Annotated in this window: 17 protein-coding genes; 3 read left to right on the top strand and 14 right to left on the bottom strand. The window is 56.1% G+C overall.

Annotated features, from left to right (window positions below):
- Positions 1–38: 38 nt before the first annotated feature.
- The 13 genes from C2U68_RS03895 to smpB form a co-directional block, all read right to left on the bottom strand.
- Positions 39–1,229: an O-succinylhomoserine sulfhydrylase gene (locus C2U68_RS03895; RefSeq protein WP_140911201.1), complete on the bottom strand. Its 1,191-nt coding sequence runs from the start codon at positions 1,227–1,229 to the stop codon at positions 39–41.
- Between the two features lies 1 nt (position 1,230).
- Entirely contained in the window at positions 1,231–2,739 is a 1,509-nt protein-coding gene (gene purF / locus C2U68_RS03890; RefSeq protein ID WP_140911200.1) for an amidophosphoribosyltransferase, read from the bottom strand.
- Between the two features lie 12 nt (positions 2,740–2,751).
- A complete protein-coding gene (locus C2U68_RS03885) occupies positions 2,752–3,270 on the bottom strand; it encodes a CvpA family protein (protein WP_140911199.1) in 519 nt (172 codons plus the stop codon).
- Between the two features lie 32 nt (positions 3,271–3,302).
- A complete protein-coding gene (locus C2U68_RS21715; protein WP_140911198.1) occupies positions 3,303–4,103 on the bottom strand; it encodes an SPOR domain-containing protein in 801 nt (266 codons plus the stop codon).
- A gap of 11 nt (positions 4,104–4,114) precedes the next feature.
- Positions 4,115–5,380 (bottom strand): bifunctional tetrahydrofolate synthase/dihydrofolate synthase, encoded by a 1,266-nt coding sequence (folC, locus tag C2U68_RS03875; protein WP_140911197.1) that lies wholly within the window; start codon positions 5,378–5,380, stop codon positions 4,115–4,117.
- Positions 5,381–5,391: 11 nt separating this feature from the next.
- Entirely contained in the window at positions 5,392–6,324 is a 933-nt protein-coding gene (gene accD / locus C2U68_RS03870; RefSeq protein WP_140911196.1) for an acetyl-CoA carboxylase, carboxyltransferase subunit beta, read from the bottom strand.
- A gap of 24 nt (positions 6,325–6,348) precedes the next feature.
- Positions 6,349–7,152, bottom strand: coding sequence for a tryptophan synthase subunit alpha (gene trpA / locus C2U68_RS03865; protein ID WP_140911195.1), 804 nt, complete (start codon positions 7,150–7,152; stop codon positions 6,349–6,351).
- Positions 7,149–8,369, bottom strand: coding sequence for a tryptophan synthase subunit beta (gene trpB, locus C2U68_RS03860; protein ID WP_313901397.1), 1,221 nt, complete (start codon positions 8,367–8,369; stop codon positions 7,149–7,151). The genes trpA and trpB overlap by 4 nt, the downstream gene beginning before the upstream one ends.
- Before the next feature lie 5 nt (positions 8,370–8,374).
- On the bottom strand, positions 8,375–8,995 hold the full coding sequence (locus C2U68_RS03855) for a phosphoribosylanthranilate isomerase (RefSeq protein WP_140911194.1): 621 nt from the start codon (positions 8,993–8,995) through the stop codon (positions 8,375–8,377).
- Positions 8,996–9,109: 114 nt separating this feature from the next.
- Positions 9,110–9,898: a DUF2231 domain-containing protein gene (locus C2U68_RS03850; RefSeq protein WP_140911193.1), complete on the bottom strand. Its 789-nt coding sequence runs from the start codon at positions 9,896–9,898 to the stop codon at positions 9,110–9,112.
- A gap of 33 nt (positions 9,899–9,931) precedes the next feature.
- On the bottom strand, positions 9,932–10,960 hold the full coding sequence (locus tag C2U68_RS03845; RefSeq protein WP_140911192.1) for an FAD:protein FMN transferase: 1,029 nt from the start codon (positions 10,958–10,960) through the stop codon (positions 9,932–9,934).
- A gap of 21 nt (positions 10,961–10,981) precedes the next feature.
- The gene (locus C2U68_RS03840) at positions 10,982–11,548 is read right to left on the bottom strand and encodes a hydrolase (protein ID WP_140911191.1); all 567 of its coding nucleotides are present in this window, start codon (positions 11,546–11,548) and stop codon (positions 10,982–10,984) included.
- Between the two features lie 3 nt (positions 11,549–11,551).
- Positions 11,552–12,037 carry an SsrA-binding protein SmpB gene (gene smpB, locus C2U68_RS03835; protein WP_140911190.1) on the bottom strand — a complete coding sequence of 162 codons (486 nt, stop codon included), beginning with the start codon at positions 12,035–12,037 and terminating at the stop codon, positions 11,552–11,554.
- Positions 12,038–12,135: 98 nt separating this feature from the next.
- On the opposite strand from smpB, the gene C2U68_RS03830 reads away from it, so the two are divergent.
- Genes C2U68_RS03830 through C2U68_RS03820 form a run of 3 tightly spaced genes read left to right on the top strand, consistent with a single transcriptional unit; the run spans position 12,136 to position 14,203 of the window.
- Entirely contained in the window at positions 12,136–13,494 is a 1,359-nt protein-coding gene (locus tag C2U68_RS03830) for a sodium-dependent transporter (protein WP_140911189.1), read from the top strand.
- The gene (locus tag C2U68_RS03825; RefSeq protein ID WP_222101861.1) at positions 13,495–13,932 is read left to right on the top strand and encodes a type II toxin-antitoxin system RatA family toxin; all 438 of its coding nucleotides are present in this window, start codon (positions 13,495–13,497) and stop codon (positions 13,930–13,932) included.
- Positions 13,922–14,203, top strand: coding sequence for an RnfH family protein (locus C2U68_RS03820; protein WP_140911188.1), 282 nt, complete (start codon positions 13,922–13,924; stop codon positions 14,201–14,203). The genes C2U68_RS03825 and C2U68_RS03820 overlap by 11 nt, the downstream gene beginning before the upstream one ends.
- A gap of 229 nt (positions 14,204–14,432) precedes the next feature.
- On the opposite strand, the gene C2U68_RS03815 is transcribed toward C2U68_RS03820, so the two are convergent.
- On the bottom strand, positions 14,433–15,098 hold the full coding sequence (locus C2U68_RS03815; protein WP_140911187.1) for a hypothetical protein: 666 nt from the start codon (positions 15,096–15,098) through the stop codon (positions 14,433–14,435).
- Positions 15,099–15,130 lie beyond the last annotated feature (32 nt).

Raw genomic sequence — 15,130 nt, 5'->3', positions numbered from 1 at the left:
TATTTTTGGCTCAACGTTCGCCCGCCCGGCCCCGTGTTTCAGACCAAACCCAAACCGACCGCCAAATCGGCCTTGATGTCGTCGAGATTTTCCAGACCGACCGAGATCCGCACCAGACTGTCCTTAATCCCCGCTTCGGCGCGGGCCTCCGGCGATAGCCGGCCGTGAGTGGTCGTAGCCGGATGCGTAATTGTGGTTTTGACGTCGCCCAGATTAGCCGTTATCGACAGCATCCGCGTCGCATCAATCAAACGCCAGGCTTCTGCCTTGCCGCCCTTTAGTTCGAAACTGACTACCGCGCCGAAATGGCTTTGCTGACGCTTGGCCAGTTCGTGCTGGGCGTGAGACGCCAACCCCGGATAATGCACCTTGGCGACGGCGTCCTGCTGTTCCAGCCATTGGGCCAGGGCAAAGGCGCTGTCGCAATGCGCTTTCATCCGAATCGCCAGCGTTTCCAAACCGCCCAAAAACACCCAGGCGTTGAACGGACTCAGCGTTGCGCCGCCGGTACGCAGATAGGGGTAGACCTGCTTTTCGATGATCTCGTTGTTGGCGACCACCGCGCCGCCAACGCAGCGTCCCTGACCGTCAATATACTTGGTCGTCGAATGCACCACGATATCTGCGCCCAACGCCAGCGGCTGCTGCAAAATCGGCGTGCAAAACACGTTGTCCACCACCAACAGACAACCGTGTCGATGGGCGATATCGGCCAAAGCCCGGATATCGGCAATTTCGATCAGCGGATTCGACGGCGTTTCCAGAAACAGAAACCGGGTATTGGGCTTGATGGCCGCTTCCCAAGCGGCAGGATCGGTCAAACTGACGAAATCGGTCTCGACTCCGAATTTGCCGAAATAATTTTGAAAAGCCAGGACCGTGTTACCGAATACGCTACGCGAACACACCACATGGTCGCCGGCCTTCAATAAAGCCATCCCTACCGCCATGATCGCCGCCATTCCTGACGCAAACGCCAGACAGCGCTCGCCTTTTTCCATTAGCGCCAGACGCTCCTGGAAGGCCGCGACTGTCGGGTTGGTAAAGCGCGAATAAATGTTGCCGGGCAACTGGCCGGTGAATTTGAGCGACGCTTCCTCGGCCGAGCCGAACACATAGCTGGAGGTCGCAAAAATCGGCATGCTGTGCTCAGCCTCGTGAGTCCGATGCTGGCCGGCGCGTATGGCTTGGGTTTCTGCGGCAAAATCCTGCCAATCCGGTTGACTCATATTATTTCGCCACCTGCATTTCGATGATAAAACTGCTGCTGTTGCGTTGCTCCTGGGCGTGGTCGTTGCGCAAGGCTTCGATTCTCGCCAAGTAGGCGTCGTCTATGTCGCCAGTGACATAATCGTGGCTGAAGCAAGAGGTATCGAAATGTTTGATCTTAGGATTACCGCGACCTACCGCTTCGATCAAATCGTCGAGATCCTGGTAAATCAGTTTATCGGCACCCAGTGCTTTGCACACCTCGGCTTCACTTCGGTCGTGGGCAATCAACTCATGCGCGGCCGGCATATCGATGCCGTAGACGTTCGGATAACGCACCGGCGGCGCCGCGGAGGCAAAATACACCTTTTTGGCACCGGCGTCGCGCGCCATCTGAATAATCTGCTCCGAGGTGGTGCCGCGCACAATGGAGTCGTCCACCAACAACACGTTTTTACCGTCGAATTCCAACGAAATCGCGTTCAGCTTTTGTTTTACCGACTTTTTGCGCAGCTTCTGGCCGGGCATGATGAAGGTGCGGCCGATGTAACGATTTTTCATAAAGCCTTCGCGAAACTTCACACCCAAGTCATGGGCGATTTGCGAAGCGGCGGTACGACTGGTGTCCGGAATCGGAATCACCACGTCGATATCGTGGTCCGGCCATTCGCGCAGAATTTTTAACGCCAATTTTTTGCCCATCCGCATCCTTGCCTTATAAACCGAAATGTTGTCGATGATCGAATCCGGCCGAGCGAAATAGACATATTCGAAGATACACGGGCAATGATCAGTGACCTCGGCACACTGGCGGGTATGCAATGTGCCGGAAGCCTCGATGAACACGGCTTCGCCCGGTGCCAAATCGCGGATCAAACGAAAATCCAATACATCCAGTGCGACGCTCTCCGAGGCAATCATGTAATCGACGCCATCCTCGGTTTTGCGTTCGCCGAACACGATCGGTCTGATGCCGTGCGGATCGCGAAAACCCAATACGCCGAAGCCGGCAATCATCACCACCACCGCATAAGCGCCGCGGCAACGTTTATGCACGGCGCTAACGGCTTGAAACACATCCTCTACCGTCAAGCGCAATTTGCCGAACTGCTGCAATTCGTGAGCGAACACATTCAGTAACACTTCCGAATCGGAATCGGTATTGATATGGCGCTGGTCGTCGACGAACACTTGGCGCTTCAGTTCTTCGGTATTGGTCAGATTGCCGTTGTGGGCCAAGGTCAGGCCGAACGGCGAATTGACGTAAAACGGTTGCGCCTCGGCCGAACTGGTGCAACCGGCGGTCGGATAACGCACGTGCGCAATGCCCATGTTGCCTTTCAACTTCATCATTTGTTCGGTTGAAAACACGTCTCTGGCCAAACCGTTGTCTTTGCGCAGATGCAAACGGCCGCCTTCGCAGGTGACTATACCGGCAGCATCCTGGCCGCGGTGCTGCAACACCGTCAGCGCATCGTACAGGTCCTGGTTAACACTTTGATTGGAAACAATAGCGGCAATACCACACATAGCTGATCCGGATTATCGATAATGAATGTAATCCGCCAAGCCCGCCGGCATCTGGGTTTTCAACCAGACCGCCAAGGCTTGAAACGGAGGAATGAGAACGGATTGTTTCCACCACGGATCTTCCGGCAATGGTGTGACCCCGGCCAGAATCACCAGAATGGAAACCAGCACGGCCCCGCGGGCAATGCCGAACAACATGCCGAGCAGGCGGTCGCTGCCGCTCAAGCCGGTTTTTTCGATCAATTGGCTCAACAGAAAACTGATCAGGCTGCCCAATATTAAAGTCGCGAAAAACAGCAAGCCGAAACTCGCGGCGATGCGGGCCGACGGATAGGTGATTGTGGTTTGCAGCAACACCGCAAGCTCACGGCTGTAATGGGTCGCCACCCACACCGCCGCAATCCACAGCACCAACGCGAAAGCTTCCTTGATAAAACCGCGCACCAAACCCATCACCGCCGACATCGATATGATGGCGATAATGGTGTAATCAACCCACAGCAGCTTGTCCCAAGCAACCAAGTCCGGCATCGTTCAGAGATCTATCGATCCGTACGCAAAATTTACTCGTCGGCGGAGACAAAGCTGTTGACGTTGATCTGCGCCAACTTGGCTTTGACGGCCTGGGCTTTGGCTTTGTCGACGATGGGCCCGATCCGAACTTTAAATACCGTGCCTTTATCGCCGGCGGCTTCTTTGACCGTCGCGGCAAAACCCTGCTGCTTCAAACTCTCTTGCAAACTGGCGGCGTTGGCTCTTTGACTGAAGGTACCGACCTGCAAATACCAGCGATTGGTTTCCTCGGCCGGAGCGGCGGGCTTGATCGCTGGCGGCGCTACCGGCGCCTGCGTTTGCAGTTCCGGTTTCGCTTCGGCTGGTTTTGCCAGAGGCTTCAAAGGTTTCGGCACCGGTGCAACCCCTGGCAACGGTTGAACCGGGGCAACAGGTTTTGTGGTTTTTGGCGCTATCGGCAAATCTTCAGCCTCAGCCGGTTCTTCTTCGACAGGCGCTAATGCCCGCGGCGGCGGCGCGGCCGGCGTTATCGGCGCGGTATCCCGCGCGCCTAGTTTCAGTTGCGGTTTCGGCGCCTCGAATTCGGCCTCGGCTTCGCCTTCCTCAACGAACTTGGGTACGGGCTTTCCGGTACTGGCCGGAGCCGGCGCTTCAGCGACATCTTCCGTTTTTTCCGGAAGCGGCATGATTTCCACATCCTGGGTCTTGGCAGGCAGCTCGGGAATTTTCAGTTCGCTGATATTTTTGCCGGTTTCGTCGATCGGGTCGTCGAACAACATCGGTACGAAAATCGCGGCCAATGCAGTGATTACCGCCGCCCCAATCAATCGCTGTTTCAATTCTTGATCCATTACGATCCCCTCTAGGAAAATTTAGCCAAATATTCGGATACCAGAAAAAACGAGCCGAACACCAGAACCAGCTCGTCCGGTCCGGCCGCGGCCCGCGCCGCTTCAAATGCGGCCGAAAAATCGGCGAAGCCGCTTTCGAAGTTCGCCATCTGCAACTGGCGGAAATGGGATTCGATCAATTCGGGCGTGGCGGCGCGCGGATTGTCGAGCGGAGCCAGATACCACTTGGCCACCCTAGCCCGCATCATTTTCAACACGCTGCCGATGTCTTTATCGCGCATCATGGCAAATACGGCATGAATTCTGGTTTCGGGAAAATAGTCGCTCAGGTAATCGATCAAGGTACCGACCGCTTGCGGATTGTGGCCGACATCCAGCAACACCTGCGGCGCCCCCTGAATCAACTGAAACCGACCCTGCAGTTTGGCCGCGTTCAAACCGGCACGGATCGCCGCCTCGTCCACCGGCAAGTTCTCCTGCAACGCCGAAACCGCCATCAGCACCGCCGCCGCATTCCGGTATTGGTGTTCACCTTTAAAAGCCGGAGCCGGCAAACCGGCGTAGACTCGATCGCCTGCACGCCAAGTCCAGGTTTCACCGTATTTTTGGTAAGCAAAGGCTTCGTCCAATTGATAAACCTCGGCACCGATCTGCTCGGCCACCTGCCGTAACGAAGCCGGTGCCGCGGCATCGCCAATCACGGCTGGCACCGATTGCCGAAAAATGCCGGCTTTTTCCCGGCCTATCGCTTCGACGGTATTGCCCAACCAATCGACATGGTCCAAGGCGATGGTGGTCACCAGAGCAACATCCGGATCGACGATGTTAACCGCATCCAGCCTGCCGCCCAAACCCACTTCCAATAACTGTACATCCAGATCGACTTCGGCGAACAAACACAAGGCCGCCAGTGTGCCGAATTCGAAATAGCTCAGACTGGTTTCGCCGCGGGCCATATCGATTCGGGAAAATACCCGGCAGATGTCGGCATCGTCAACTGCACGGCCGTCTATACGGATCCGTTCGTTGTAGCGCAGGATGTGGGGCGATGTGTAGGCACCGACTTTATAGCCCTGGGCTCGGTAGATTGCTTCCAGATATGCCACGCAGGAGCCCTTGCCGTTGGTGCCGCCGACCGTGACGGTCAAGGGTTTACGCCTGGTCGGATTGAGCTGCCGGTATACGCCGGCAACTCGTGCCAAGCCTAAATCGATCGAGCGCGGATGTAATTGTTCCTGCCAGGCCAGCCAAGCTTGCAGTGAATCGAAACGCGCCATTTCGACCGGTTTTAGTCTGTTATCGGCAAGGTTTCGCTGACTGAGCCTGGATTCGAATCGGCCGTTTCGCTCGTTGCCGCAACGGCGGTTGCGGCTTCGCGTAAAATCGCCAGAATGCTGGCTATTTTATCGCGCATCTCCCGGCGATCAATGATCATATCGATCGCGCCGTGCTCCTGCAAAAACTCGCTACGCTGAAAACCTTCCGGCAACTTTTCCCGCACCGTCTGTTCGATCACGCGCGGCCCGGCGAATCCGATCAACGCGTCGGGCTCGGCCACATTGATGTCGCCCAACATCGCCAAACTGGCCGATACCCCGCCCATTGTCGGGTCCGTCATAAAGGAGATATAAGGAATGCCGGCCTCAGCCAGTTTTGTTAGTGCTGCGCTGGTTTTGGTCATCTGAAACAAGGAAAACAACGACTCCTGCATCCTGGCGCCGCCGCTGGCGGTGAAGACAATGAACGGGGCGCCGCTACGCAGGCTTTCGTTGACGCCGCGCACGAAACGCTCGCCCACTACCGAGCCCATCGAGCCGCCCATAAAGCCGAAATCGAAGGCCGCCGCCACAATCGGATAGCCTTTCAAAGTGCCCTTCATTACAACCAGGGCGTCGTTTTCGTTGCTTTGTTTTTGCGCCTGACTGATCCGGTCCTTGTACCGCTTGCTATCCTTGAATTTCAGCGGATCGGCCGGTTTCAGACCGGCACCGATTTCCTGGCGATTGTCTTCGTCCAGAAACATGTTCAGCCGCTTGCGTGCGGAAATCCGCAAATGGTGTTCGCACTTGGGGCACACGCTGAAGTTTTTTTCCAGTTCGGCATTGAACAGTATCGCGTCGCAACGCGGACACTTGTTCCACAAGCCTTCCGGTACCGTGGTGCGTTTTTGCGACGATTCGGTTCGTATTGCAGACGGAACCAGTTTCTCAAACCAACTCATTCGGGGTGTTCTCCGCTATGTAGCTCAGTGGTCCATCGCTTGGCGCATGGACTTTAACAATTCGATAATTTCACGTTTGGCCTGCTCGGGATCGTCAAGATTGGCCTCAACCTTACTAATCAGCGCACTGCCCACCACGACGCCGTCGGCAATGGCGGCAATCGTCCGCGCCGTATCGGCATCCTTGACGCCGAAACCGACCCCGACCGGCAAATCAGTGTTGGCCTTGATCATTTGCAACTTGTCTTCGACGTCGGCAGTATCCAAATGACCGGCACCGGTGACGCCTTTCAACGACACATAATAAAGGTAACCGCTGCCGACCTCGTGCATTTTGCGGATCCGATCCGGCGTGGTATTCGGCGCCAACAGAAAGATCTGGTCGATGCCGCGCTCGCGCAGCAATTTGACGCAATCCTCCGATTCTTCCGGCGGTAAATCGACCGTCAACACCCCGTCGACGTCGGCACGCTGTACCGCATTGGCAAAACCTTCGTAGCCCATGATTTCGATCGGGTTCAGGTAACCCATCAACACCAGCGGCGTAGTTTGATCGGTTTTGCGAAATTCCATCGCCATCGTCAGCACTTTGCGCAGCCCGACATGGTGGGCCAAGGCGCGCTCGCTGGCGCGTTGAATCACCGGACCGTCGGCCATCGGATCGGAAAACGGCACGCCCAGTTCGATCACGTCGGCACCGGCCTTGACCATTTCGTGCAGCATCGGCACGGTGAATTCCGGATACGGGTCGCCGGCGGTAATGAACGGAATCAAAGCCTTGCGCCCGGAAGCTTTCAATTCGGCGAATTTGGCGGCTAGACGGCTCATAGGCTGATTCCCTCGCGTTGCATGATGGTGTGCATGTCCTTGTCGCCGCGGCCGGACAGGTTAACGACAATGACTTGATCTTTGCGCATCGTCGGCGCCAATTTCATCGTGTAGGCCATAGCATGGCTGGATTCCAGCGCCGGAATGATGCCTTCCATCTTGGTCAGCGCGTGGAAGCCCTGCAAGGCCTCGTCGTCGGTGATATTGGGGTACTCGGCCCGGCCGATGTCTTTCAGCCAGGCATGTTCCGGACCGACGCCGGGATAATCCAGACCGGCGGAAATGGAATGGGTTTCGATGATTTCGCCATCGTCGTCCGCCATCAGATAGGTGCGGTTGCCGTGCAGTACACCGGGGCGGCCGGCGGACAGCGGCGCGGAATGGCGGCCGCTGGCGATACCGTCGCCGGCCGCTTCGACACCATACATTTTGACGCCGGCGTCGTCGATGAACGGATAAAACAGGCCAATGGCATTGGAACCGCCACCGACGCAGGCGACCAACGCATCCGGCAATTTACCGGCTTGGTCCAAGCATTGTTGGCGGGCTTCGCGGCCGATCACCGCTTGGAAATCGCGCACCATCGCCGGATAAGGATGCGGACCGGCCACGGTACCGATGATATAAAAGGTGTTGTCGATATTGGTCACCCAATCGCGTAGTGCTTCGTTCAACGCGTCCTTCAGGGTTTTGGAGCCGGATTCGACCGGCACCACAGTGGCGCCCAACAGTTTCATCCGGTACACATTTAACGCCTGGCGGGCGACATCGACCGCCCCCATGTAAACCACGCATTCCAATCCCAGCCGCGCCGCGACGGTTGCGGTGGCGACGCCGTGCTGGCCGGCGCCGGTTTCGGCGATGATGCGGGTCTTGCCCATCCGTTTGGCCAGCAAGGCCTGACCGACGGTATTATTCACTTTATGGGCGCCGGTGTGGTTCAGGTCTTCCCGCTTCAGATAAATTTGCGCGCCGCCCAGGTGATCGCTCCAACGTTGAGCGTGGTACAACGGCGACGGCCGACCGACATAATCGCGCAGATCCGCGTCCAGTTCGGCAATGAAATCCGGATCGTCGATATAACGCTGGTAGGCTGCGTTGAGTTCGGTAATCGCCGGCATCAGCGTCTCGGCTACAAAGATGCCGCCATAAGGACCGAAATGCCCCCTGGCGTCCGGCATATCGTACTTGTCACCCAAAGGGTATGTGTCAGTCATAATTCTCAAGTCGCTTGATTAGTTATTCTTATGAATTCGGCCATTTTCGCCGCATCCTTGATGCCCTTCCCGGCCTCAACACCGCTGCTGACATCCAACGCATACGGCTTTACCGCAATCACCGCCGCACCGGCGTTCTCCGCTGTCAAACCACCCGCCAATATCAACGGCAGCGATCGTCTTTGCGGAATCAAATCCCAGTCAAAACCGCTACCGCTTCCCCCCGGCAGGCCCGGATGGTAGGCGTCCAGTAACAATCCGGCGGCATCGGCATATCGGCTTTCCAACTGCGCTACGTCAATACCAGGCCGCATCCGGACGGCCTTGATATACGATTTGCGATAGATCCGACAGGCTTCCGCCGGCTCTTCGCCGTGGAATTGCAGACAATCCACCCGCACTTTGTCCAATACTTCCCAAATCATGCCCGGCTCGGCATCGACGAACAAGGCTACCACGCTGACGAACGCCGGCAAGGCTTCGCTGATCGCCGCCGCTTGTTCGATTTCGACATGACGCGGACTGGGCGGGTAAAACACCAACCCAATCGCATCGGCACCCAGCCGACCGGCCTGCACCGCATCGTCGACATTGGTAAAGCCGCATATTTTAACGCGGGTACGCATAGCCAAGCTCATAAAAAATGGCGGCGTAGGATACCACAGCTAAACCGGAAATCATGCCCGCACCCAACAAAAAAGGCCGGACGAACCAGCCTTTGCCGCGCCTTCAGCGACAGCTTAGTGCGCATGTTTGTGGTTATGCTGGTGCGGGTGGCTTGCAGCTGCCGGGGCAGGATCGACTTGTGAATGCTGCGCGCCGTCCTGATGGATGGCGCTGCCTAAGCCCAATTGCTGCTTCACCACCGGCTCGTCGTGATCGACCGGTTGGTCGAAATCGGTAGTGCCATGTTCATGTTCCTGCGCCGCAGCCTGATTCGCATCGGCGGCCGCCTCGACCGCGACGCCGTATTTGTAAACCATCAGGCCACCCAAATCGGCTGTAAACATCAGCAAGCCGGCCAGCACTCCGGCCAGCAGCAAGTAAAACGCGTTGGCCGGACCGGCCGGATGGGTTTTGCCGATTCCGCGCCATACCGCCAGAAATGCGGCCAGACCGAATACGGATATCGCCAAATGCTCGTGGCTTTCCATGATCTCGTGGACATCGCCGCCGTGGGCGACCGTATCCGCCGCAATAAAACCGAAGGTCGCGGTAATCCCGGCAAAGGCGACGCCAAGATACAACAGCCAGCCGGCGACCCGGCGCCACTCGGCGCGACCGGCCAGGGTGCCGGCCAGATCCACTGCAAAAAACAGACTCAACAAGGCGATCGGAAAATGCACGAATAACGGGTGCAAATTCTGCAATGCCGCGATTCCCGGCATTAAATCGTGGAAGGTTTCGGCCGGCGATTGCCGGACTGCGGTCTCCAAAAACGCCAGCAGACTATCGACGCCGCCGGCCACGCCGCCGCTGTCGGCACCGCCATGTATCGAAAATCGGATTTGACTGTCTAGTCCCAACATGAATCCCCCTGGTTTCGGCGCTCCGGCCTTGGCTTAATTGATTGTGACTGCGGTCGAGGTCGTCAGCGCCCGAGTCTTGCTTTCGACGAATTCGCTGCCGCGCTGCTGAATGAATAAAGCCTGCAGTTTCTCGTTATCCGCCAACTTCATACCCTCTTCCTGACCCAGACAAAGCAAGGCCGTCGACCAAGCATCGGCCACCGTCGGATTTTCGTGGAAAACCGTCACCGCCACCAAATCATGCCCCACCGGCCTGCCGTTGCGCGCATCCAGAATGTGGCTGTAGCGCTGGCCTTTCAGATCGAAATAGTGGCGATAAGTGCCGCTGGTCATCACCGCCATCGGCGCATCCTTCGGCAAAGTCACCGTCTTATGCATCATTCTTTCGCCGGGCAAGGGTTTTTCGACGGCGATGACCCAGGCTTTGCCGTCGGGTTTATGGCCATTCGATTTCAGTTCCCCGCCGATTTCGACCAGATAATTTTCTATGCCCAAGTGTTCCATGGCTCCGGCAACTTTGCCAACACTGTAACCCTGGGCGATGGAGGACAAATCGACGCGAAGACTAGGTAACTTCTTCAACAAATGCACATCGTCGACGATTTCCAGTTTAGACATGCCGACATTAGCCAACGCGGCATCGATAGCGGCCTGGTCCGGCACGTGCAATTCGTCGTTTTGAAAACCCCAAAGTTCGAATATAGGCTTGACGGTCAGATCGTAACAACCGGAACTGAGCTGACTGACCGTTTGCGCTACTTTGACCAGGGCAACGATTTGCGCGTCCACGGTCTGGCCGACCGTCGCGGCAGACACATTGAATTGCTCGATTGCGGAATCGGCCCGGTAGTTCGACAACAATTTATCCAGCTCCGCCAACGTCCTGTCGACTTCGGCTTGCACTTGCTTGCCATCGACAACCTGCTCCGACCAATAGCTGACATGGTAGGTGGTGCCTTGGGCGAAGCCCTCGAATTTCTGCACCGGCACCGGCGGTTCACCGCCGCAAGCCACCAGCAATAACGCTCCCAGTATCGGTCCGATCCATGTCGTCCGTATCATTTATCCCCCACGATGGTGTATTTAACGCAATAAACCGGAAATAGCCTTAAACCGTTCATGCTTGGCATCGCGCAACCATTCGAACAATACCGATTCGTGGCAGCTCAGCGTCACACCCTGCTGCTGCATGCGCTGCAAAGCGAAGGCCTTATGTTCGGCGTGCCGGGAGCAGACGGCGTCGGTAAGCACATGTATCTGGTAACCCCGATGCTGCAATTCAAGCGCAGTCTGCAGGACGCACACATGGGTTTCTTGGCCGGCCAGCACTATCTGCTTGCGTCCCAGTGCCGCCAACGTGCCGTCAAAGCCTTCCGCCGCGCAGCAGGAAAACCCGGTTTTGGCGAACACCTGCGCCGCGGCCGGCAATCGCTCCAACAAATTGGCTTGAGTCGGCCCCAGCCCTTGCGGGTACTGTTCGGTCACGATGACCGGCACATCCAGCAAAGCCGCCGCTTGCAGCAGGCGCTCGCAGTGGTGTGACATCTGTTGCGATTCGGCTGCCGCCATCGCCGCACTGAGGCGGGTTTGAATATCCACCAGCAGCAGGACGCTGTTATTTGCGTCGAGTAAATTGGGATGAGAAGACATGGCTTAGCCGTGTTTCATGATGCGCGCCTTGTCGCGTTGCCAATCCTTGTCCTTGGCCGCGGCACGCTTATCGTGCAGTTTTTTACCTTTAGCCAAGCCGATTTTCAGTTTGGCCCGGCCTTTAATCCAATACATGGACAGTGGGATCAGAGTGTAGCCTTTGCGTTCCACCGAGCCGATCAACCTGTTCAGTTCGCGCCGGTGCAATAGCAGCTTCTTGCGCCGCACCGCGTCCGGATTGACGTGGGTCGAGGCCGACAGCAACGGCGAAACGTGGGCGCCGCACAACCAGGCTTCGCCGCGTTTGATTTCGACGTAGCTTTCCTTCAACTGCACCCGGCCGTCGCGCAGACTCTTCACTTCCCACCCTTCCAACACCAAACCGGCCTCGAATTGCTCGTCTATCGTGTACTCGTGGGTGGCTTGCCGATTTACCGCAATGGTGTTGTCGTTGGCTTTGGAGTCCTTTTTCGATTTTTTGGCGGCCATCTGGTGCTAGGATTTTTTAGACTGACTGAAAACGGGAATTTTGTTATTTTACTCACACACCCGTTAAATAACGACTTAAAAAACACAGGGCGCAACACATGAGCGATAAAACCCGATCCATTCACGGCGAATGGTCATCCCGCTTTGCATTTATTTTGGCCGCCACCGGATCGGCGGTGGGATTGGGTAATATCTGGAAATTTCCGTACATCACCGGCGAAAACGGCGGCGGTGCCTTCGTGATGGTGTACTTGGCCTGCGTTGCCGCAATCGGCGTGCCGATCATGATCGCCGAGATCATGCTCGGCCGGCGCGGCCGGCAAAGCCCGATCAACACCATGCAAAACCTGAGCGCGGAAGCCGGCGCCGACCCGCGCTGGCATTACCTGGGCTGGCTGGGCATGATCGCCGGCTTTCTGATCCTCTCTTACTACAGCGTAATTGCCGGATGGGCCATGGCCTATATTTTCAAAGCCTTCTTTGGCGGCTTCTTCGGCACCGACGCCGGCGAGGTCAAAGCCATGTTCGACGGCCTGATGGCCAGCCCGATCCAGCAATTGTTCTGGCATACGCTGTTCATGATCATCACGATGCAGGTGGTGATGCGTGGCGTGCAAGGCGGCTTGGAAAAAGCCGTGCGATTTTTGATGCCGGCCTTGTTCGTGATTCTGATGATATTGGTGGCTTATGCGATGTCGTCCGGCGCGTACGAGAGAGGCATCGAATTTCTGTTCAGCCCGGATTTCAGCAAGATCGACGCCGATGCGGTATTGACCGCGATGGGCCACGCCTTCTTCACTCTGAGCCTGGGTATGGGCGCGATCATGGTTTACGGCTCTTACCTGCCCGGCCATGTCTCGATCGCCAAAACCACGTTCTTTATTGCCGGTGCCGACACCATCGTCGCGTTGCTGGCCGGCATCGCAATCTTCCCGCTGGTGTTCGCCAACAACCTGGAAGCGGCAGCCGGACCGGGATTGATTTTTCAAACCCTGCCGCTGGCTTTCGGCCACATGGGCGGTGGCTGGCTGTTCGGCGTGCTGTTTTTCGTTTTGCTGTTTTTTGCGGCACTGACCTCCTCGATTTCATTGATCGAGCCGGCTGTGGCCTGGCTGGTAGAGAATAAAGACATAGAACGCCACCGCGCCTGCGTCTGGGCCGGCAGCGCCTGTTGGGCTCTGGGCGTGACAGTGGTGTTTTCGTTCAACATCTGGTCCGGCCACAAGTGGTTCGATAAAAACCTGTTCGAATTGCTGGACTACCTGACCGCCAACCTGATGTTGCCGATCGGCGGTCTATGCATCGCCCTGTTTGCCGGCTGGACCATGCGCCAGACCGATACCGAGCAGGAATTGGAATTGCCAACACAAGGTTTTCAAGTCTGGCAATTTTTGATCAAATACGTCGCGCCGGCCTCGGTCTTTCTGGTATTCCTGCACGTACTCGGAGTGCTGTAAATGATTACGGTGGTACAAAAAAGCGCGCTGGTGAAATTTTCCGCGCAGCAGATGTTCGATCTGGTCGACGACATCGAATCCTATCCCAAATTTCTGCCATGGTGTTCCGGCAGCCGGGTGCTGCGCCGCGAGGGCGATATCGTCGAAGGCCAGATCGACATCGCCAAAGCCGGTTTTCACAAGTCGTTCACCACCCGCAATAAAATCGACCGCGGTGGCCGGATTCAGATCAGTCTGCTCGACGGGCCGTTCAAATCATTGGAAGGTTTTTGGAGCTTTATGCCGTTGCGCGAGGACGCCAGCAAAATCTCGCTGGATCTCGAGTTCGAAATTTCCAGCGCTTTCGCCAGCCTGGCCTTCGGCCCGGTGTTCAATCAAATCTGCAACACCATGGTCGGTTCCTTCACCCAACGCGCCAAAGCCCTGTATGGCGGCTGATCCGATTCAGGTCGAAGTGGCCTACGCCCTGCCGGAACGGCAAATCCTGATTCCGCTGACGCTGGCGGCCGGCACTACTGCGGTCGAGGCCATATCGGCGTCGAACATCGCCAGCCAACTCCCAGACATCGATCTGGCGCAGCAAACCATCGGCATCTTCGGTGCGGTCTGCACCGCGGATAAAGTTCTGGCCGACGGCGACCGCGTCGAAATCTACCGGCCGCTACGGAAAAATCCGATGGAAGCCAGGCGGGAACGGGTAAAAAAGTGACGGCATCAAAATTGTATGCCTAACATAGTCCTATCCAGATGCTGCGCAGAGCCCAGAGTTTTTATCGACAAATACTCAAACGGGGCCGCAGGAATGTCACACTACTGAGGAGTCGACTGGAAAACCCATTCGAATGCCCCGATACAAAAGCTCCGAAGCGTAGGATCAGAACGCCATGCGCACCGCGTTAATAAAGTCGCAGCGACAGCGCACATTAAGCGATTGAACGTCAATTCTTGATCTGCTCAACTTCAGTGAATCCGCCAGCTTGGGGCATAAATACCCGATTATATTTTCGATGTATGCCTGTTTTGCAGTCTTCCTCTTCGACATTGAATTGAACTCGAACTTTGTCGCTTCCTTCATCGACTATATCAAAGCCGTTAATCGAAGTTGCAATATCGTTTAGTTCAACCCCATCACTATCATGCCCACAAAAACCCGAAACCGGATTTTCTTTCGCAAATAGAAGATCTTTGACGGCAAAGGATTCTATTTTTTTTCCAGGAACTAGATAGAGAATCCTGTAGCCGTATTCCCAATTACCTCGTGATAGATTCGATGTGCTAACCAAAACGAATCGTTTTTGGTTCCCGCCGATAAACTCGCGTTTTATTGAAATTTCCGGCCAATAATGCCCGCCCACGAGCTCGTATGAATTGTCATTTGAGTCATAAAAATACAAACCCTGATCAATACGGACGGCATTGGTTACAGTAACCAAGAACTCGCTTTTGTTCAGTCGAAAACAATCATCTGGACGTGCTTGATTAGGTCGAGAGTCATAAAACAACTTCAACGGCTTAAAGTCGAGAGATTCTAAGACAGAGTCGCAACTCCTAAAATAAGACTCTGATGCGTAAGCAATATCAGAAACAATAAACAGCAAAGCCAATAGCCGCCAGGTGGAGGGTGTCCTGAATTATG

This window comes from Methylomonas koyamae, assembly GCF_006483455.1.
In the GTDB taxonomy this organism is placed as follows: Bacteria; Pseudomonadota; Gammaproteobacteria; order Methylococcales; family Methylomonadaceae; genus Methylomonas; species Methylomonas koyamae_B.
The sequence above is the reverse complement of the archived record's forward strand: the minus strand, read 5'-3'. Positions and strand labels throughout refer to the sequence as shown.